Source organism: Streptomyces sp. NPDC006259, from assembly GCF_042870975.1.
In the GTDB taxonomy this organism is placed as follows: Bacteria; Actinomycetota; Actinomycetes; order Streptomycetales; family Streptomycetaceae; genus Streptomyces.
In genome coordinates this window covers 530,414-549,397 of the sequence record NZ_JBIAHY010000004.1, presented here as the reverse complement: position 1 = coordinate 549,397, position 18,984 = coordinate 530,414, and the positions used below count along the sequence as shown (strand labels likewise).

Sequence of the window (18,984 nt, the reverse complement as noted above, 5' to 3'; positions counted from 1 at the left end):
TAAAAATCAAGGGGCCTGACCCCGGTGAGCCAGACCCCTATTGACCTGCATGTTTGCCAGATCAGCGAAGTGGTGCCAAGTCACCCGCTACACGTTGAAGCGGAACTCCACCACATCCCCGTCCTGCATCACATAGTCCTTGCCCTCCATGCGGGCCTTGCCCTTGGCGCGGGCCTCGGCCACCGAGCCGGTCTCCACCAGGTCGGCGAAGGAGATGACCTCCGCCTTGATGAAGCCCTTCTGGAAGTCGGTGTGGATGACGCCGGCGGCCTCGGGGGCGGTGGCGCCCTGCTTGATCGTCCAGGCGCGGGATTCCTTGGGGCCGGCCGTCAGGTAGGTCTGGAGGCCGAGGGTGGCGAAGCCGACGCGGGCGAGGGTGGCGAGACCGGGCTCCTCGGCGCCGACCGACTCCAGCAGCTCCATGGCGTCCTCCTCGTCCAGCTCGGCGAGGTCCGACTCCAGCTTGGCGTTGAGGAAGATGGCCTCGCCGGGGGCGACCAGGGCCCGCTGCGCGTCCTTGAAGTCCTCGTCGACCAGTTCGTCCTCGTCGACGTTGAAGACGTAGAGGAAGGGCTTGGTGGTGAGCAGGTGCAGGTCGTGCAGGGGTTCGTTGCGCTCGGTGCCCTGGACGATGCCCTGCGAGAAGAGCGTGTCGCCCCTCTCCAGGATCTCCTTCGCCTCCTCGACGGCCTTCACCTTGGGAACGATGTCCTTCTTGATGCGCGATTCCCGCTGGAGGCGGGGAAGGACCTTCTCGACGGTCTGCAGGTCGGCGAGGATCAGCTCGGTGTTGATCGTCTCGATGTCGTCCTTCGGCGAGACCTTGCCGTCCACGTGCACGACGTTCTCGTCCTTGAAGGCGCGGATGACCTGGCAGATCGCGTCGGACTCGCGGATGTTCGCCAGGAACTTGTTGCCCAGGCCCTCACCCTCGGACGCACCGCGCACGATGCCCGCGATGTCGACGAAGTCGACCGTCGCCGGGAGGATCCGCTGCGAGCCGAAGATCTCGGCGAGCTTGGCGAGCCGGGCATCGGGAACGCCCACGACGCCCACGTTCGGCTCGATCGTGGCGAACGGGTAGTTGGCCGCCAGCACGTCGTTCTTGGTCAGGGCGTTGAACAGGGTCGACTTGCCGACATTCGGCAGACCGACGATTCCGATCGTGAGCGACACGTTGCGACTTCCCGTAGTGAGAGGGCCAGGGGGCCAGAGGGCTGGCCGATCCACCAGTTTACGGCGTGCCCGCGCCCGCCCCGGCGGACCTGTCGAACGCGCGGCCGGGGTCGCCCCTCCGGCGTGTCCCGCGCCCGATTCGGCACCTGGACCGACCTAGGTTGGAACGGTGGAGCAACACAGGACGCGACCCCCGCAGAACGGAACGCGGCGCGGCACCCCGCCCCTGCCTCCGCAGCCCGGCCGCGGCGGGGCCGGCGAGGCCCGCCGCGGGCACGGTCCGGTGCGCGCCGGCCGGGCGAACGCGCCACGTGGCTCCGGTACCGGCTCCGGTACCGGCTCGGGTCCCGGCTCCGGCCCCGGTACGCCGCCGCCGACCGGCCGCGCGCCGCGGTCGTCGAAACCGGCCCGCGCCCCCACGTCCCTCCCGCCCCCGGCGGCGGTCCGGCGCAGGCGGATGCCGAATCCCCGGCTCACCGGCCTCGGCACCGGCCTGTTCGGCGCGCTGCTGATGCCGGCGCTCGGCTGGCTCGACCGCCTGCTGCTGGGCGGCTCGCCGACGGCGTACGGGGTGCTGTTCCTGCCGGTGTGCGTGCTGTGCGGGCTGTGGGTGCGCCGGGCCGAGCTGTTCGCCGCGCCCGTCGTGGTACCGATCGCCTTCGCCCTGGGCATTCTGCCGCTGGCCCAGGGCGGTGACGGGTTCGGCGCCCGGCTGATGTCGCTGGCCACCGCCCTGGCCACCCAGGTGGGCTGGCTGTACGGCGGGACGCTGCTGGCCGCACTGACCGTGCTGGTGCGCCGGGTGGTCCTGATGACCCGGCGCCGGACCGCCGCCCGCCGATAGCCGCGGCCCCCGCTCGCGAGACAGATCCGCGACCGGTCCGCGGCCGGTCCGCGGCCGGTCCCCGGTGCCGGTCCGCGGCCGATCCTGCTACCCGCCCTGCTTCGCCGCCCGCATCGCCGCGCCCACGATGCCCGCGTTGTTCTGGAGCTGAGCCGGGACGACCTCCGCCTTGATGCCGTCGATGAAGTGCAGGAACTTCTCCGACTTGCGGCTGACGCCGCCGCCGATGATGAACAGCTCGGGAGAGAAGAGCATCTCGACGTGCGCGAGGTACTTCTGGACGCGGTGCGCCCACTGCTCCCACGTCAGGTCGCCGTCCTCCTTGGCCTTGCTGGAGGCGCGCTTCTCCGCGTCGTGGCCGTGCAGTTCCAGGTGGCCCAGCTCGGTGTTGGGGACGAGGACGCCGTCCACGAAGACGGCGCTGCCGATGCCGGTGCCGAAGGTGAGGAGGATGACCGTGCCCCGGCGGTCGCGGCCGGCGCCGAAGGCGACCTCGGCGACACCCGCCGCGTCGGCGTCGTTGACCACCGTCACCGGCAGTCCGCCGAGCCGCTCGCTGAACAGGGCACGCGCGTCCGTGTCGATCCAGCCCTTGTCGACGTTGGCCGCCGTACGGATCGTGGAGCCGCCGGTGACCACGCCCGGGAAGGTCAGGCCGACCGGTCCCGTCCAGCCGAAGTTCTCGACCACCTGCCGCACGCCGTCGGCCACGCCGTCGGGCGTCGCCGGGTGCGGGGTGAGCACCTTGAAGCGCTCCTGGGCCAGGTCGCCCCTGTCCAGGTCCACAGGGGCGCCCTTGATCCCGGATCCACCGATGTCCACGCCGAAGATCTGCATGGCTCCACGTTACGACGGCGGACTGACGGTCACGTGCCCGAGGTCGCCGCCGGACCGCTGCCGCCCCGCCCGGCCACCAGCGCGGCGGCCTCCTCGCGCAGGTCGCGGCGGAGTTCCTTGGGCAGCGAGAAGGTGATGTGCTCGTCGGCGGCCTTCACCAGTTCCACGTCGCCGAACCCGCGCTCGGTGAGCCAGCCGAGGACCTCCTCGACGAGGACCTCGGGGACGGAGGCGCCGGAGGTGACACCGACCGTCGTGACCCCCTCCAGCCACGCCTCCTCGATCTCGCTCGCGAAGTCCACCAGGTACGCCTCGCGGGCACCGGCGAGCTTGGCGACCTCGACGAGCCGCTTGGAGTTCGAGGAGTTGCGGGAGCCGACGACGATCACCAGCTCCGCCTCGGCGCCCATCTGCTTCACCGCGAGCTGACGGTTCTGCGTGGCGTAGCAGATGTCGTCGCTGGGCGGGGAGATCAGCTGCGGGAACTTGTTCTTGAGGGCGTCGACGGTCTCCATCGTCTCGTCGACGGAGAGGGTGGTCTGCGACAGCCAGACGACCCTGGACGGGTCGCGGACCTCGACCTTGGCGACGTCTTCGGGGCCGTCGACGAGCTGGATGTGGTCGGGTGCCTCGCCGGAGGTTCCGATGACCTCCTCGTGGCCCTCGTGGCCGATCAGGAGGATGTCGTAGTCGTCCTCGGCGAACCGGACGGCTTCCTTGTGCACCTTCGTGACGAGCGGGCAGGTCGCGTCGATGGTGGCCAGCCGGCCGCGCTCGGCCTCCTGGTGGACGACCGGGGCGACGCCGTGCGCCGAGAACATGACGATGTTGCCCGGCGGGACCTCCTCCGTCCGCTCGACGAAGATGGCGCCCTTCTTCTCCAGGGTCTGCACGACGTACTTGTTGTGGACGATCTCGTGGCGGACGTAGACGGGAGCGCCGTACTGCTCCAGGGCTTTCTCGACGGCGATCACGGCGCGGTCCACACCCGCGCAGTAGCCCCGGGGGGCGGCGAGCAGGACGCGGCGGCCAGACGAAGCGGTCATGCGTCCCATCGTAAGGCCGGGTGGGACGGCCCGGAGATCACGCGCGCGTGCGGGGCCGCGGGACCGCCGCTCGCGGGCGTTGTCGGCGGGGGCCACTACCCTCGCGGCATGGTTGTCAATACGTCCGCCGAGGCTCCGCTGCCCGTCGGCCAGGTCTCGCGGCTCATCGGGGGGTGGATCGAGCGGCTCGGCGCGGTGTGGGTCGAGGGGCAGATCACCCAGTTGTCGCGGCGCCCGGGCGCCGGTGTCGTGTTCCTGACGCTGCGCGACCCGTCGCACGACATCTCCGTGAGCGTGACCTGCTTCCGGCAGGTCTTCGACGCGGTCGCGGACGTGGTCGGCGAGGGCGCGCGCGTCGTCGTGCACGCCAAGCCGGAGTGGTACGCCCCGCGCGGGCAGCTGTCGTTGCGGGCCGTCGAGATACGGCCGGTGGGTGTCGGGGAGCTGCTGGCCCGGCTGGAGCAGCTGAAGCGGTCCCTGGCGGCGGAGGGGTTGTTCGCCACCGAGCGGAAGCGGGCGCTGCCCTTTCTGCCGCAGCTCATCGGGCTGGTGTGCGGGCGGGCCTCGGCCGCGGAGCGGGACGTGCTGGAGAACGCCCGGCACCGCTGGCCCGCCGTCCGCTTCGAGGTGCGCAATGTCGCCGTCCAGGGCGTGCACGCCGTACCGCAGGTCGTCCAGGCCGTGAAGGAGCTGGACGCCCGGGAGGACGTGGACGTGATCATCGTCGCGCGCGGGGGCGGCAGCGTCGAGGATCTGTTGCCGTTCTCCGACGAGCAGCTGGTGCGGGCGGTCGCCGCCTGCCGCACGCCGGTGGTGTCGGCGATCGGGCACGAGCCCGACAACCCGCTGCTGGACCACGTGGCCGACCTGCGGGCCTCCACGCCCACCGACGCGGCGAAGAAGGTGGTGCCGGACGTCGGCGAGGAGCTGGAGCGGGTGCGGATGCTGCGCGGTCGGGCCAGGAGGTGCGTGGAGGCCTTCGTGGAGCGTGAGGAGCGCGGGCTCGGCCACGCGCTCGGACGGCCGGTGATACAGGATCCGCACCGGATGATCGACGAGCGCGCGGACCACGTCTCCTCGCTGGCCGACCGCGCCCGGCGGACGCTCGGGCATCTCCTGGACCGAGCCGACTCCGAGCTGGCGCACACGCACGCGCGCGTGGTCGGCCTCTCCCCGGCGGCGACGCTGCGGCGGGGGTACGCGGTGCTCCAGAAGGACGACGGCCACGTGGTCCGGGACCCCGGCGAGGTGACGCCGGGCGAGGGGCTCCGGGCGCGGGTCGCCGCGGGTCAGTTCACCGTTCGAGTCGACGAGCAAGGATCGGGTGCATGACGAGCAAGACGGACGAGGCCCTCGGGTACGAGCAGGCGCGCGACGAGCTGATCGAGGTCGTACGCCGTCTGGAGGCGGGGGGTACGACGCTGGAGGAGTCCCTGGCGCTGTGGGAGCGCGGGGAGGAGCTGGCCAAGGTGTGCCGGCGGTGGCTGGAGGGCGCGCGGGCCCGGCTGGACGCGGCCCTCGCCGAGGAGGCGGCGGTGACGGAGGAGGAGTAGGCGCGGCAGCGCGGCTTCGGGTGCGGGTGCGGTGTGAGGCGGGTCACCGGCACTCCGGGTTTTGTTGAATGTTGAAGTTCTGTCCCGTACTGTCGAGCGGGTCAGCCGGCCCGGCGTTCCGGGTTCCGGACGCGCACCCGAGGAAGATCACACATGTCTCTCGTTCTTGACCCCGCCGCCCAGGACCTGCTGTTCCGCGAGGCCCGCACCGCGAACACCTTCACCGACGAGCCGGTGACGGAGGAGCAGGTCCAGGCGATCTACGACCTGGTCAAGTTCGGCCCCACCGCCTTCAACCAGACCCCGCTGCGCATCACCCTGGTCCGCTCCGCCGAGGCCCGCGAGCGCCTCGTGCAGCACATGGCCGAGGGCAACCAGGCCAAGACGGCCGCCGCCCCGCTGGTCGCGATCCTCTCCGCGGACAACGAGTTCCACGAGGAGCTGCCGACCCTGTTCCCGGCGTTCCCGCAGGCCAAGGACGTCTTCTTCGCCGAGCGCCCGGCCCGGGAGGGCTCCGCCATGCTGAACGCCGCCCTCCAGGCCGCGTACTTCATCGTCGGCATCCGCGCCGCCGGTCTCGCCGCCGGCCCGATGACCGGCTTCGACGCCCAGGGTGTCCGCAAGGAGTTCCTGGACGACGACCACACCCCGCTGGTTGTCGTCAACATCGGCAAGCCGGGCGAGGGCGCCTCCTACCCGCGCTCCCCGCGTCTGCCGTACGACCAGGTCGTCACCACCGTCTGAGACGCGGCACTCCCGCGTGCCCGATGAGCCACGCACCTGATGACCGAAGGCACCCGGCGGATCCGCCGGGTGCCTTCGCCGTGCTCGGGGCCTTCGGGGGCCTCACGCCACCTTCAACGCGCCCGCCATCTTCGCCAGCTGGGCGAACGACGCCGTCCCGGTGACGACCGTGGTGGCGCCGTCGGTGCCCTCCAGGACCAGGGCGTCGTAACGGCCGCCGGTGTAGTGGGTCCAGGTGCGGCCCCCGATCTCCTCGGTGACCTTCGTCTCCCGGGCGCCCTGGCTCGCCTCGTCGATGAACCGCGCGCGCTTCTGAGTCGACTGCTCCACCGCCACGTACTCACCGTCGGGGGCGTGGAAGCCGAGGTGCCAGGCGTCGAACGCGGCGCCGTCGAAGCGCACCGAGGTCGCCTTCCAGCCCGAGGACAGACCCTCGGGCGCGGCCACCGGGTACGAGGCCGCGCGGCGCGCCGTGAGCAGCTCCACGCGGTAGTCGACCCGCTTCACGTCGGGAGCGGCGCTGTCGTCGTGCGGGATGAAGAAGTACATCACCAGAGCGGCGACCATGATCAGCCCCAGGGAGAGCACCATGTCCCGGACCGTCTGGGTCTTCTGCGTCTTGCCTTTCGAACCTGCCACGCCCCTATCGTCGCAGGTGCCGGGTGCGCTCATCCGTGGGGTCCCCTGCTCATTTTGTCGTACGGACGATAGAGTCGAGTCGAACCCTCATCCGGCCGTCGTCGTATCAGAAAGGTGCGCTCCGATGACCGAGCATCATCATCTGCCGTCCGAACTCGATGTCCCCTCCGAGGCCCCCGACCGCAACCTCGCCCTCGAACTGGTCCGGGTGACCGAAGCCGCCGCCATGGCCGCGGGCCGCTGGGTGGGACGCGGCGACAAGAACGGCGCCGACGGTGCCGCGGTGCGCGCCATGCGCACCCTCGTCTCCACCGTCTCGATGAACGGCGTCGTCGTCATCGGCGAGGGTGAGAAGGACGAGGCCCCGATGCTCTTCAACGGCGAGCGCGTCGGTGACGGGACCGGGCCCGAGGTCGACATCGCCGTCGACCCGATCGACGGCACCACGCTGACGGCCAAGGGCATGCCGAACGCGATCGCCGTCCTCGCGGCCACCGAGCGCGGCGCCATGTTCGACCCTTCCGCCGTGTTCTACATGGACAAGCTGGTCACCGGCCCCGACGCCGCCGACTTCGTCGACATCGACGCCCCGGTGTCGGTGAACATCCGCCGGGTCGCCAAGGCCAAGCGGGCCACCCCGGAGGACGTCACCGTCGTCATCCTGGACCGGCCGCGGCACGCGGGGATCATCGACGAGATCCGCCAGACCGGCGCCCGCATCAAGCTCATCTCCGACGGTGACGTCGCCGGATCCATCCTCGCGCTGCGCGAGGGCACCGGCGTCGACCTCCTCCTCGGCATCGGCGGCACCCCGGAGGGCATCATCTCGGCCTGCGCCGTGAAGTGCCTGGGCGGCACCATCCAGGGCAAGCTGTGGCCCAAGGACGACGAGGAGCGGCAGCGGGCGATCGACGCCGGGCACGACCTCGACCGCGTGCTGACCACCGAGGACCTGGTGACCGGGGAGAACGTTTTCTTCGTCGCCACCGGCATCACGGACGGGGAGTTGCTGCGGGGGGTGCGGTACCGGTCGGAGACCGCGGTCACCGATTCGATCGTGATGCGGTCGAAGTCCGGGACGGTGCGCAGGATCGACTCCGAGCACCGGCTGAGCAAGTTGCGGGCCTACAGCGCCATCGACTTCGACCGGGCCAAGTAGGGGCCGGTCGCTCGCACCTCTCCGGCTGCGACGCGCGGGCCGAGCAGGGGCCGCTCGCACTCCTCGGGGTGCGGCGGGCCCGGCACGCCGAGGAGGGCGCCCCCGGTGCGGTGGGGGCGCCCTCCTTCGGCTGGGCTCCGGCTCTAGCCGGCCGCCGCTATGCGGTCCGTCGGCCTGGTCGCCTTCTTCAGCTCCACGTCCCGTCGGCGGCGGCGGGCCAGGACCACTCGGCGCTCCGCCGCGGTGAGGCCGCCCCAGACGCCGTACGGCTCCGGTTGCAGCAGGGCGTGTTCCCGGCACTCCACCATGACCGGGCAACGCGCGCAGACCCGCTTGGCCGCCTCCTCGCGCGACAACCGGGCCGCGGTGGGCTCCTTGGAGGGGGCGAAGAACAGGCCTGCCTCGTCGCGCCGGCACACCGCTTCGGTGTGCCATGGCGCGTCTTGGTCCCTGTCTCGCACGGGCACCCGCTGGGCCGGCACGGCAGCGACCTGGGACGAATGCGGCGATTGCAGCACGGTCTACTCCTGACGACGGCTTCGGGAGCGAGAGACGATGCAGCAAGGCCTACCCGCTGTGCGCGCGCCTATGCACTGAGTCCCGAACCGCCGGATCACGACCGTCAACGCTCCAGGTGCTTGCGCAGACTCCTGTCGACCTTGCGGTGGACCCGGTCGAGGATGTCGGCGACCACCTTGCCGCGCTGGGGCCGGGCCTCGACGTTGCCGAGCACGGACCAGCCGTCGACGTAGACGACCGGGGCGTCGGGGTCGGGGGAGTCGAGGGTGTCCACCTCGAAGTTGCCGAGGACGCCGCCGCCGGTGCCGCGCAGCGACACGTTCTCCGGCACCAGGATCTCGACGTTGCCGAAGACCGAGACCGCCTTGATGACGACCTGCTGGTACTCGAACAGCGCCTCGCTCAGGTCGATCTCGACACTGCCGAAGATCGCATACGCGTGGATACGGCGGCCCGCGCGCCAGCGGCCCCTGCGGACCGAGGCGCTGAACACCGCGACCAGGTTGTCGTCCGGGTCGGCGGGGATCGCGCCGGCCGTGGGGCGGTTGGGGGCCGGCATGCGCGGCGAGGCGGGCCGCTGGTGCGCGGCGGGCAGGTCCCGGATGAACGCGTCCAGCTCGCCGACCGTCCTGGCGGCCAGCACGCCCTCGACGCGCTCGGCGTGCTCGTCGGCGGTGAGACGCCCCTCGGCGAGAGCCTCTCGCAGGATGTCGGCGATGCGGTCGCGGTCGGCGTCCGAGGCGCGCAACTCGCCCACCGCGGCAAGGGGTTCGGTCTGCTTCTGAAGGTCCACGGGAGCAGCGTACCGAAACACGATAGATCGCGATACCCCCCCTCGCGGGCCGATCGGCGCGGATCCGAGGCTTGCCCCAGGAGAACTGAGCCTTACCTCACAAGCTCGTCGTCCGTCGCAGGTTCTACGCTGGTGGACGCTTGCCAATGGAGGCCGGCCGTGCTGTCTGTCGAGTGAGGAATGGGCGAGATGCCTGAGTTCGCGTACACCGATCTGCTCCCCATGGGAGAGGACACCACCCCCTACCGGCTGGTGACCTCCGAGGGTGTCTCCACCTTCGAGGCCGACGGGCGGACCTTCCTCAAGGTGGAGCCGGAGGCGCTGCGCAAGCTCGCCGAGGAGGCCGTCCACGACATCCAGCACTACCTGCGCCCGGCCCACCTCGCACAGCTGCGCCGCATCATCGACGACCCCGAGGCGTCGGGCAACGACAAGTTCGTCGCCCTGGACCTGCTCAAGAACGCGAACATCGCGGCCGCCGGCGTGCTCCCCATGTGCCAGGACACCGGCACCGCCATCGTCATGGGCAAGCGCGGACAGAACGTGCTCACGGAGGGCGGCGACGAGGCGGCCCTCTCGCGCGGCATCTACGACGCCTACCTGAACCTGAACCTGCGCTACTCGCAGATGGCCCCCCTCACCATGTGGGAGGAGAAGAACACCGGCTCCAACCTCCCGGCCCAGATCGAGCTGTACGCCACCGACGGCGGCGCCTACAAGTTCCTCTTCATGGCGAAGGGCGGCGGCAGCGCCAACAAGTCCTTCCTCTACCAGGAGACGAAGGCCGTCCTCAACGAGGGCTCCATGATGAAGTTCCTGGAGGAGAAGATCCGCTCCCTCGGTACGGCCGCCTGCCCGCCGTACCACCTGGCGATCGTGGTCGGCGGCACCTCCGCCGAGTACGCGCTGAAGACCGCCAAGTACGCCTCCGCGCACTACCTCGACGAGATCCCCGCCGAGGGCTCGCCGCTCGGGCACGGCTTCCGCGACAAGGAGCTGGAGGAGAAGGTCTTCGAGCTGACGCAGCGGATCGGCATCGGCGCGCAGTTCGGCGGCAAGTACTTCTGCCACGACGTGCGGGTCGTGCGGCTTCCGCGGCACGGGGCCTCCTGCCCCGTCGCCATCGCGGTGTCGTGCTCCGCCGACCGCCAGGCCGTCGCGAAGATCACCGCCGAGGGCGTCTTCCTGGAGCAGCTGGAGACCGACCCGGCGCGGTTCCTGCCGGACACGACGGACGAGCACCTGGAGTCGGACGGGGACGTCGTGCGCATCGACCTCAACCAGCCGATGGACGACATCCTCGCCGAGCTGACCAAGTACCCCGTGAAGACCCGGCTGTCCCTGTCCGGGCCGCTCGTCGTGGCGCGCGACATCGCGCACGCCAAGATCAAGGAGCGGTTGGACGCGGGCGAGGAGATGCCGCAGTACCTCAAGGACCACCCGGTGTACTACGCCGGGCCGGCGAAGACGCCCGCGGGCTACGCGTCGGGGTCGTTCGGGCCGACCACCGCGGGGCGGATGGACTCCTACGTCGAGCAGTTCCAGGCGGCGGGCGGCTCCAAGGTGATGCTGGCGAAGGGCAACCGGTCGGCGCAGGTCACCAAGGCGTGTGACGCGCACGGCGGCTTCTACCTGGGCTCCATCGGCGGCCCGGCGGCCCGGCTCGCGCAGGACTGCATCAAGAAGGTCGAGGTCGTCGAGTACGAGGAACTCGGCATGGAGGCCGTCTGGAAGATCGAGGTCGAGGACTTCCCGGCGTTCATCGTCGTGGACGACAAGGGCAACGACTTCTTCCAGGATCCCGCCCCGGCGCCGACCTTCACGTCGATCCCCGTGCGAGGGCCCGGGCTGGCGTAGCGCCTTCGGTGGCGGTGGGAGTGGATCACGGCCTCCGCCGCCGCCGACTTCGCCCGGCGCCGACTCCGGGACCGGGTTGCCGGGCATCCACCGGGCGTCCGGGTACGCGTCCTCCGGGACGAGCAGCGGCCCGCGGGCGGAGGGCAGTCCGGCGGGCAGGTCGGGGGCGCGCTCCCGCGGATGGGCGCGGGTCCGGCCGCGGCCCGCGCAGGGGTTCTCGCCCCTGCCGTCCCCTTGCCGTCCCGACCCGGAGTCACCCCCTTGCCGTCCCGACCCGGAGTCGCGGTCGAGTCGTGGCCTCCGCACCCCGCTGTCGGCCCCGCACGGGCCTCGTCCGCGAGCGTCGGACGGGCCGGCACGGCCGACCGGGTCGGGTGGTGGTTGGTCATGGGGCGGGGAGGTCTGGGGACGGAGTCACCTTCGCGGCGGCACCCCGAACGGCCCACCGCCGGAACAACCGCGGCCGCCCGCACGCTGTACCCCGTATGACCGAATACCGCATCGAGCATGACTCCATGGGCGAAGTCCGCGTACCGGCGGATGCCAAGTGGCGGGCGCAGACGCAGCGGGCCGTGGAGAACTTCCCCGTGTCCGGGCAGCGCATCGAGCGCGCGCACATCGAGGCGCTCGCCCGGATCAAGGGTGCCGCCGCGAAGGTGAACGCCGAGTTGGGCGTGGTGGACAAGGAGATCGCCGGGGCCATCCAGGAGGCGGCGGCCGAGGTGGCCGAGGGGAAGTGGGACGAGCACTTCCCGGTGGACGTGTTCCAGACGGGTTCCGGGACGTCGTCCAACATGAACACCAACGAGGTCGTCGCCACGCTGGCGACCGAGCGGCTCGGCCGGGACGTCCATCCCAACGACCACGTGAACGCCTCGCAGTCGTCCAACGACGTCTTCCCGTCGTCGATCCACATCGCCGCCACCGCCGCCGTCACGCGTGACCTGATCCCCGCCCTGGAGCACCTGGCCGGTTCACTGGAGCGCAAGGCGACGGAGTTCTCCGACGTGGTGAAGTCGGGGCGCACCCATCTCATGGACGCCACGCCCGTGACCCTGGGTCAGGAGTTCGGCGGGTACGCCGCCCAGGTGCGGTACGGCGTCGAGCGGCTCAAGGGGTCCCTCCCCCGGCTCGCCGAACTGCCGTTGGGCGGCACGGCGGTGGGCACGGGCATCAACACGCCGCCCGGTTTCTCCGCGGCCGTCATCCAGGAGGTCGCCCGGGTCACCGGGCTGCCGCTGACGGAGGCGCGCGACCACTTCGAGGCGCAGGGCGCGCGCGACGGCATCGTGGAGACCAGCGGGCAGCTCCGCACCATCGCCGTAGGACTGACGAAGATCTCCAACGATCTGCGGTGGATGGCGTCCGGGCCGAGGACCGGGCTGGCGGAGATCTCGCTGCCCGACCTCCAGCCGGGGTCCTCGATCATGCCCGGCAAGGTCAACCCGGTGATCCCCGAGGCGGTGCTGATGGTCGCCGCGCAGGTCGTCGGGAACGACGCCACCGTGGCCACGGCGGGCGCGGCCGGCAACTTCGAGCTGAACGTGATGCTGCCGGTCATCGCCAAGAACGTGCTGGAGTCGATCCGGCTGCTCGCCAACGTGTCGCGACTGCTCGCCGACCGGACCGTGGACGGGATCGTCGCCCACCGTGAACGGGCCAGGGAGTACGCCGAGTCGTCGCCGTCCGTCGTCACCCCGCTCAACAAGTACATCGGGTACGAGGAGGCCGCGAAGGTCGCCAAGAAGGCGCTGGCGGAGCGCAGGACGATCCGCGAGACGGTGCTCGATGGCGGGTACGTGGAACGGGGCGACCTCACGCGCGAGCAGCTCGACGAGGCGCTCGATGTCCTGCGGATGACACACCCGTAACCATTCGCGCCCGGCGCGAGAACCGTGACGCGCGCCGCAGCGTCGTATGCCCATGACACCTAATATCTGTGCATGGCAGACGGTGGAGCGGTGAGGCGCGTGGGAACGGGCGGGACGGCGGGCTTCTGGCGGCCCGGGGACCAGATCCTGTGGCGGTACCGGGAGAACGGCGGCACGGGTTTTCACATCGCCCGCCCCGTCACCGTCGTCCGGGACGACGCGGAACTCCTCGCCGTGTGGCTGGCCCCCGGCACCCGGTGCGTCAGACCCGTGCTCGCCGACGGCACTCCCCCGCACCGGGAACCGCTGCGGACGCGCTACACGAAACCGCGGGCGGTGGTGCCGGGCCGCTGGTTCGGCACCGGTGTGCTGAAGCTGGCGCGGCCCGGCGAGCCCTGGTCGGTGTGGCTGTTCTGGGAGCCGGGCTGGCGGTTCAAGAACTGGTACGTCAACTTCGAGGAACCGCTGGCCCGTTGGGACGGCGGGGTGGACTCCGAGGACCACTTCCTGGACCTGTGTGTATATCCCGACCGCTCCTGGGACTGGCGCGACGAGGACGAGTTCGCGCAGGCTCAGCACGACGGACTGATGGACGTGTCGGTGGCCGAGCGGGTCCGGGAGGCCGGCCGGTCGGCGGTGGAGGTGATCCGTGCCTGGGGTGCGCCGTTCGCGGACGGCTGGGAGGACTGGCGCCCGGACCCGTCCTGGGCCGTACCGTTGCTGCCGGAGGACTGGGACCGAACGCCTGCGCGCCTGTCCACATGAGACCCTTGATGCGCCCCCGGGCGGCAAACGTAGGATCGTCCTCCGCAAGGGCGCTTCAACCGCAACTGCCGGAGCGGGCACCAGGTCTGACCCAACGTCACCGAGGGGCGGCAGGACGTGAGCGAGGGGTACGAGGGCAGGGCCGGCAAGGGCCGCGGTGGGCCCACCGGTTGCACAGGAACAGCCTCTGACCACGCGGGAATTCCGTTCCAGGGACATGTATTCCGGGTATCGGACTCTCTGCGGGACCGACTGCACGCGCGGCGCGCAGCCCCGGACGGACGGATTCGACACGCGTGACGGAGCAGCCCACCTCCTACGAACGCCCTCAGGGCGTGGACCCCACGGACGACCGCGGGGCGCTTCTTCGTACCCAGGGTCCCGCGCCGGGCGCGTCCGCCTTACCGACCGCCGCCGCCCAGACCCGTGCCGACGGCACGCCGGGCACCACCGTGCCGGGCGGCCCGGCGCCCTGCCCCCAGGGGAAGGATCCGGCCGTTTCCGACACCGAGCACTCACAGCCCACGGCGGCCGCCGAGCCGGACGCCCACCGGCCGCGCCCCGCACCGGAGGCCATACCGCTCCAGCCGGGCGCCGACACGCGCGCCGAGCGGTCCCCGGACGGCAGGGACCGGCGCACCGGGCAGGCCCCCGCGGCCGGCCGGCAGCCCACGCCGATGCGGCGGGACGGCGACCGGCTGCGCTTCGTGGGCGCGGCGACCCGGCGGATCGCCCGCGGTCTGGACCTGGACGAGATCGTGATGGGGTTGTGCCGGGCGACCGTGCCGACCTTCTCCGACGCCATCCTGGTCTACCTGCGCGACCCGCTGCCCGTCGGCGACGAACGGCCGGCCGCCGACCGGGTCGTGCTGCGGCTGCGGCGCACCGACCGGATCCCCGAGGAGCGCGAGCCCGAGCCCGGTTTCGCGCAGCTCGGCATGCCACCCCCGGAGACACCGGAGCTGTCCGAGCTGTCGGCGGCGATCGCGGAACTGTGCGAGGTACGGCCGGGCGGAGCCCTCGCGGAGGTGCTGCGCGGGGTGCGTCCGGTCTTCGCGGACACCCCGGCCGCGATCGCCGCGCTGCCCGAACTCCTCGGCGCGGAGAGCCGGTTGGACATTCCGGGCGGACAGCGTGCGATCCTCGCACCGCTGCGCGGCCGGCGTCGGGTGATCGGCGCGGCGGTGTTCATCCGCCGCCCCGAGCGCATCCCGTTCGAGACGGACGACCTGCTGGTGGCCGCGCAGCTCGCCACGCACAGCGCCCTGGGCATCGACAAGGCGGTGCTGTACGACCGTGAGGCGTACATCGCCGACGAGCTCCAGCGCACGATGCTGCCGGAGACCCTGCCCCGCCCCACGGGTGTGCGGCTGGCCTCCCGCTATCTGCCGGCCGCGGAGACCGCGCGGGTCGGCGGCGACTGGTACGACGCGATCCCGCTGCCGGGCAGCCGTGTCGCGCTGGTGGTCGGTGACGTCATGGGGCACTCCATGACCAGCGCCGCCATCATGGGCCAGCTCCGCACGACGGCCCAGACGCTGGCCGGCCTCGACCTGCCCCCGCAGGAGGTCCTGCACCACCTCGACGAGCAGGCCCAGCGCCTGGGCACCGACCGCATGGCGACCTGCCTCTACGCCGTGTACGACCCGGTGGCGCACCGCATCACGATCGCCAACGCGGGCCATCCCCCGCCCATCCTGCTGCACCTGGGCGGCCGGGCGGAGGTGCTGCGGGTGCCGCCGGGCGCCCCGATCGGGGTGGGCGGCGTCGACTTCGAGGCCGTGGAGCTGGACGCGCCCGCCGGTGCGACCCTGCTGCTGTACACGGACGGTCTGGTGGAGTCCCGGCTGCGGGACGTGGCGACCGGCATAGAGCAGTTGCGCGAGAAGCTCGCCGCGACCGCGCAGCTGACCGGTCCCGACCATCCGCCGCCGCTGGAGGCCCTCTGCGACGAGGTGCTCGACATGCTCGGTCCGGGCGACCGGGACGACGACATCGCGCTGCTCGCCGCCCGCTTCGACGGCATCGCCCCCAGTGATGTCGCGTACTGGTTCCTGGAGCCGGAGGACGCGGCTCCGGGACGGGCCCGGCGGCTGGCCCGGCGGGCTCTGGCCCGCTGGGGCATGGAGGAGATGACGGACTCGGTCGAGCTGCTGGTGAGCGAGGTGGTCACCAACGCGGTGCGGTACGCCACCCGGCCCGTGTCGCTGCGGCTGCTGCGCACCGACGTGCTGCGCTGCGAGGTCGGCGACGACGTGCCGCAGCTGCCCCGGCTGCGGCAGGCCCGCGCCACGGACGAGGGCGGCCGCGGCCTCTACCTGGTGAACCGGTTGGCCCGGCGGTGGGGGGCGACCCGGCTGAGCACCGGAAAAGTGGTCTGGTTCGAGCTGAACCGAGGCTCGTAGGACGCGGCGGAGGACACCGAGGGGGCGCCCGGCATGATGCCGGGCGCCCCCTCTCCGTGTCCTCCGGTCGGCTCCGCCGTCGCCTCTACTGGCCGAACTGCGGATCCAGCGGGTTCTCGGGCGGCTCCGTCGACGGCTCCCCCGTGCTCGGCTCCTCCGAGGGCTCCTGCGTGGTCGGCTCCTCCGAGGGTTCCTGGGTGGTCGGCGTCTGCGACGGCGTCTGCGACTTCGAGGGCTTGGCCGACGGGGTCGTCGTGCTCGGCTCCTCCGACGGCTCCTTCGACGGCGACGAGGAGGGGCTCGCCGTGACGCTCGGCCGGACCGCCGCGCCCTGGTCGGTCTCCAGGTCGAACCTGCTGACCTTGGAGGCGACCCCGAAGGTGTACGACGCCCAGATCTGCGCCGGGTAGCCACCGCCGTTGATACGGCCCTTGCCGGGGATCAGGCCGGTCGCGCCGGTCAGGGTCACCTGGGGGTGCGGCGCCTTGGCGGACTCGCCGAACAGGCCGACCGAGGTGACCAGGTCGGGCGTGTAGGCGGTGAACCAGGCCGACTTGTTGTCGTCGGAGGTGCCCGTCTTGCCCGCGACCTTCTGGCCGTTGCGCTTCGGGTTGTCCAGTACGGACTTGCGCGCCGTACCGTCGTCGACCACGCCCGTGAGCACCGAGGTGACCGAGTCGGCGGCCTTGCGGGTGATGACCTGTTCGCCGATCGGGTCGGCAGGCTTCACCGCGTGCGCGCTGTTCTCCGCCGACTTGATGAGCGTCGGGGTGACCTTCCGGCCGTGGTTGTCGAGGGTCGCGTAGACGCCCGCCATCTGGAGCGGGCTCGCGCCCATGGTGCCGAGGGTCTGCGCGGGTACGGCCTTCAGGTCCGCGGTGTCCATGCCGAGGTCGTCCGCGGTCTTGAGGACCTTGTCCATGCCGACGTCGACGCCCAGCTGGGCGAAGACGGAGTTGATGGACTGGTTCATCGCGGTCTGGACGGTGACGTCGCCGTAGTCGACGTCGTCCTCGTTCTGCGGCGCGAAGCCGATGTCGCTGCCGACGACGGGGCGCTTGCTGGTGCCGTCGTAGATCGTGTCGGCGCTGATCTTCTCGTCGTCCTGCGTCACCGCCCCCTGGTCCAGGGCGGCGGCCAGGATCACCGGCTTGAAGGTGGAGGCGGGCTGGTAGTCGGTGCGGGTGGCGTTGTTGGTGTAGTGCTCGACGTAGTTGACGCCGCCGTACATCGCCACGACCGCGCCCGTCTTCGGGTTCACCGACACGGCACCGGCCTGGACGTCGCCGTCGACGGGGCGCTTCTTCTTGTCCAGCTTGCTGGTCAGCTGGTCCTTGACGGACGTCTCCAGCGCCTTCTGCTTCTTCTTCTCGATGTTGAGGGTGATGTTCCAGCCGCCGGCGCTGACCATCGCCTCGGCCTCCTGGCTGCTGTCGGCGACGCCCTGGGCGACGAGCTGCTTCTCCAGCTCGCTGTTGGCCGCCTTCACCAGGTAGCCGACCTGGCCCTCCTGACCGGGGGCGGCCTTCGGCTCCTGGGGGACGGGGAACTTCATGCCGTCGCGCTCGCTCTTGTCGAGCCAGTCCTTCTCGACCATGTTGTCCAGGACGTAGTTCCACCGCTGCTGGACCAGTTTCTTGCCGGTCGGCGAGGCGGCGGCCCAGTCGTACTGGCTGGGGGCCTGGAGCAGGGCGGCGAGGTAGGCGCCCTGGGCGACGGTGAGCTTGTCGGCGTCGACGCGGTAGTAGGCCTGGGCGGCGGCCTGGATGCCGTAGGCGCCGCGGCCGTAGTAACTGGAGTTGATGTAGCCGGCCAGGATGTAGTCCTTGGACTTCTCCCGGTCCAGCTTCAGCGAGATGACCAGTTCCTTGAGCTTGCGGGTGACCGTCTGTTCCTGGGTGAGGTAGTAGTTCTTGACGTACTGCTGCGTGATGGTCGAACCACCCTGGGCGCCCTTGCCCATGACCGTGTTGAGGACACCGCGCGTGGTGCCCTTCAGGTCGACGCCGGCGTCGTCGTAGAAGGTCTTGTTCTCGGCGGCGACGAAGGTGTGCTGGACGGGCTTGGGGACGTCGGCGAGGTCGACGTTCTCCCGGTTGAGCTTGCCGTCGCGGGTCAGCAGGTTGCCGTCGCTGTACTTGTAGACGTTGCTCTGGAGTTGGGCGTCGGCGTTCGCGGTGTCGGGGATCGGCGTCGTCATGTAGAGGACGATGAAGGCGCCGATGACGAGCACGGTGAAGCCGAGGAAGGTGCCGAGCACCTTCTTCCAGGTGAACAGGCGGCGTATCCGGCCCTTGCCGCCCGCGGCCCCCTTGCCGCCCGCTGCTCCCCTGCCGCCCTTCCGCGTGGAGCGGCGGGCCGCCGCGCGTCCGCCGGCCGCGCTGTGCGCCCCGCCCTCCGCCGCCGGCGCCGAGTCCGCGCGCGGCTCGTGCGGCGCCGCCTGCGACGAGCGGTCCCTGGGCGCCGCGCGACGGCCACCACGCTGCCGCGCTCGTCTCTCTTCCGCTCGTCCCATGAGTCCGCTCGCTCCGCTTCCTAGTCGGCAGTCACACCAGTGCCCGGAGGCAGGTCAGCTCAGAAAGCTAACACCGCTCTCTGTGGCGAAGGGGTCTCGATCCGGCCCTGCGAGGGCGTGAGAATCAGCACCCCTCACGGGGGAACCGGCGCACCGCCCCTACCAGACCGACGTACGGGAGCGGTCAAGGGTTGCCATCCCGCGGTAAAGTGATATCACTTAGCTAGACAGAAGACATCGCGCGGGCGACGGCCGTCCCAT

Annotated in this window: 16 protein-coding genes; 9 read left to right on the top strand and 7 right to left on the bottom strand. The window is 71.2% G+C overall.

All coding sequences use genetic code 11. The features are described 5' to 3' along the window. Positions 1-87: 87 nt before the first annotated feature. Positions 88-1,176, bottom strand: coding sequence for a redox-regulated ATPase YchF (gene ychF / locus ACFYO5_RS19100; protein WP_388709940.1), 1,089 nt, complete (start codon positions 1,174-1,176; stop codon positions 88-90). Between the two features lie 457 nt (positions 1,177-1,633). Between ychF and ACFYO5_RS19095 the strand changes: the two genes are divergently transcribed. After that, a complete protein-coding gene (locus tag ACFYO5_RS19095) occupies positions 1,634-2,020 on the top strand; it encodes a DUF6542 domain-containing protein (protein ID WP_388709938.1) in 387 nt (128 codons plus the stop codon). 87 nt (positions 2,021-2,107) lie between these two features. Here the strand turns inward: ACFYO5_RS19095 and ppgK are convergent, their stop codons facing one another. Together ppgK and ACFYO5_RS19085 are read right to left on the bottom strand one after the other, a co-directional pair. Further along, complete coding sequence (gene ppgK, locus ACFYO5_RS19090; protein WP_388709936.1) at positions 2,108-2,857, bottom strand: polyphosphate--glucose phosphotransferase; 750 nt, start codon at positions 2,855-2,857, stop codon at positions 2,108-2,110. A 29-nt stretch (positions 2,858-2,886) separates the two neighbouring features. After that, positions 2,887-3,912 carry a 4-hydroxy-3-methylbut-2-enyl diphosphate reductase gene (locus tag ACFYO5_RS19085; protein WP_356566107.1) on the bottom strand — a complete coding sequence of 342 codons (1,026 nt, stop codon included), beginning with the start codon at positions 3,910-3,912 and terminating at the stop codon, positions 2,887-2,889. A 99-nt stretch (positions 3,913-4,011) separates the two neighbouring features. Here ACFYO5_RS19085 and xseA point away from each other — a divergent pair, with 99 nt between their 5' ends. The 3 genes from xseA (at position 4,012) to ACFYO5_RS19070 (ending at position 6,200) form a co-directional block, all read left to right on the top strand. Next, positions 4,012-5,235: an exodeoxyribonuclease VII large subunit gene (gene xseA / locus ACFYO5_RS19080; protein WP_356566105.1), complete on the top strand. Its 1,224-nt coding sequence runs from the start codon at positions 4,012-4,014 to the stop codon at positions 5,233-5,235. Then, positions 5,232-5,456, top strand: a complete 225-nt coding sequence (locus ACFYO5_RS19075) for an exodeoxyribonuclease VII small subunit (RefSeq protein ID WP_356566103.1) — start codon at positions 5,232-5,234, stop codon at positions 5,454-5,456. Before xseA ends, ACFYO5_RS19075 begins: the two co-directional genes overlap by 4 nt. A gap of 153 nt (positions 5,457-5,609) precedes the next feature. Further along, positions 5,610-6,200 (top strand): malonic semialdehyde reductase, encoded by a 591-nt coding sequence (locus tag ACFYO5_RS19070; RefSeq protein WP_388709933.1) that lies wholly within the window; start codon positions 5,610-5,612, stop codon positions 6,198-6,200. Between the two features lie 102 nt (positions 6,201-6,302). On the opposite strand, the gene ACFYO5_RS19065 is transcribed toward ACFYO5_RS19070, so the two are convergent. Continuing rightward, positions 6,303-6,839 (bottom strand): DUF4245 domain-containing protein, encoded by a 537-nt coding sequence (locus ACFYO5_RS19065; protein WP_388709931.1) that lies wholly within the window; start codon positions 6,837-6,839, stop codon positions 6,303-6,305. 124 nt (positions 6,840-6,963) lie between these two features. On the opposite strand from ACFYO5_RS19065, the gene glpX reads away from it, so the two are divergent. Then, positions 6,964-7,998, top strand: a complete 1,035-nt coding sequence (glpX, locus tag ACFYO5_RS19060; RefSeq protein WP_388709929.1) for a class II fructose-bisphosphatase — start codon at positions 6,964-6,966, stop codon at positions 7,996-7,998. 143 nt (positions 7,999-8,141) lie between these two features. Here the strand turns inward: glpX and ACFYO5_RS19055 are convergent, their stop codons facing one another. Continuing rightward, positions 8,142-8,516 carry a WhiB family transcriptional regulator gene (locus tag ACFYO5_RS19055; protein WP_356566097.1) on the bottom strand — a complete coding sequence of 125 codons (375 nt, stop codon included), beginning with the start codon at positions 8,514-8,516 and terminating at the stop codon, positions 8,142-8,144. Between the two features lie 104 nt (positions 8,517-8,620). Then, complete coding sequence (locus ACFYO5_RS19050; protein ID WP_388709927.1) at positions 8,621-9,310, bottom strand: DUF1707 domain-containing protein; 690 nt, start codon at positions 9,308-9,310, stop codon at positions 8,621-8,623. Between the two features lie 189 nt (positions 9,311-9,499). On the opposite strand from ACFYO5_RS19050, the gene ACFYO5_RS19045 reads away from it, so the two are divergent. The 4 genes from ACFYO5_RS19045 to ACFYO5_RS19030 all read left to right on the top strand — a co-directional run bounded on the left by ACFYO5_RS19045 (position 9,500) and on the right by ACFYO5_RS19030 (position 16,208). Beyond that, positions 9,500-11,167, top strand: coding sequence for a fumarate hydratase (locus tag ACFYO5_RS19045; RefSeq protein WP_356566094.1), 1,668 nt, complete (start codon positions 9,500-9,502; stop codon positions 11,165-11,167). A 485-nt stretch (positions 11,168-11,652) separates the two neighbouring features. Beyond that, complete coding sequence (locus ACFYO5_RS19040; RefSeq protein WP_388709924.1) at positions 11,653-13,038, top strand: class II fumarate hydratase; 1,386 nt, start codon at positions 11,653-11,655, stop codon at positions 13,036-13,038. Between the two features lie 72 nt (positions 13,039-13,110). Next, on the top strand, positions 13,111-13,803 hold the full coding sequence (locus tag ACFYO5_RS19035) for a DUF402 domain-containing protein (RefSeq protein WP_356566091.1): 693 nt from the start codon (positions 13,111-13,113) through the stop codon (positions 13,801-13,803). A gap of 296 nt (positions 13,804-14,099) precedes the next feature. After that, on the top strand, positions 14,100-16,208 hold the full coding sequence (locus ACFYO5_RS19030) for a SpoIIE family protein phosphatase (protein ID WP_388709922.1): 2,109 nt from the start codon (positions 14,100-14,102) through the stop codon (positions 16,206-16,208). Between the two features lie 85 nt (positions 16,209-16,293). Here ACFYO5_RS19030 and ACFYO5_RS19025 read toward each other — a convergent pair whose 3' ends face one another. Next, positions 16,294-18,723, bottom strand: coding sequence for a transglycosylase domain-containing protein (locus ACFYO5_RS19025; RefSeq protein ID WP_388709920.1), 2,430 nt, complete (start codon positions 18,721-18,723; stop codon positions 16,294-16,296). Between the last annotated feature and the right edge of the window lie 261 nt (positions 18,724-18,984).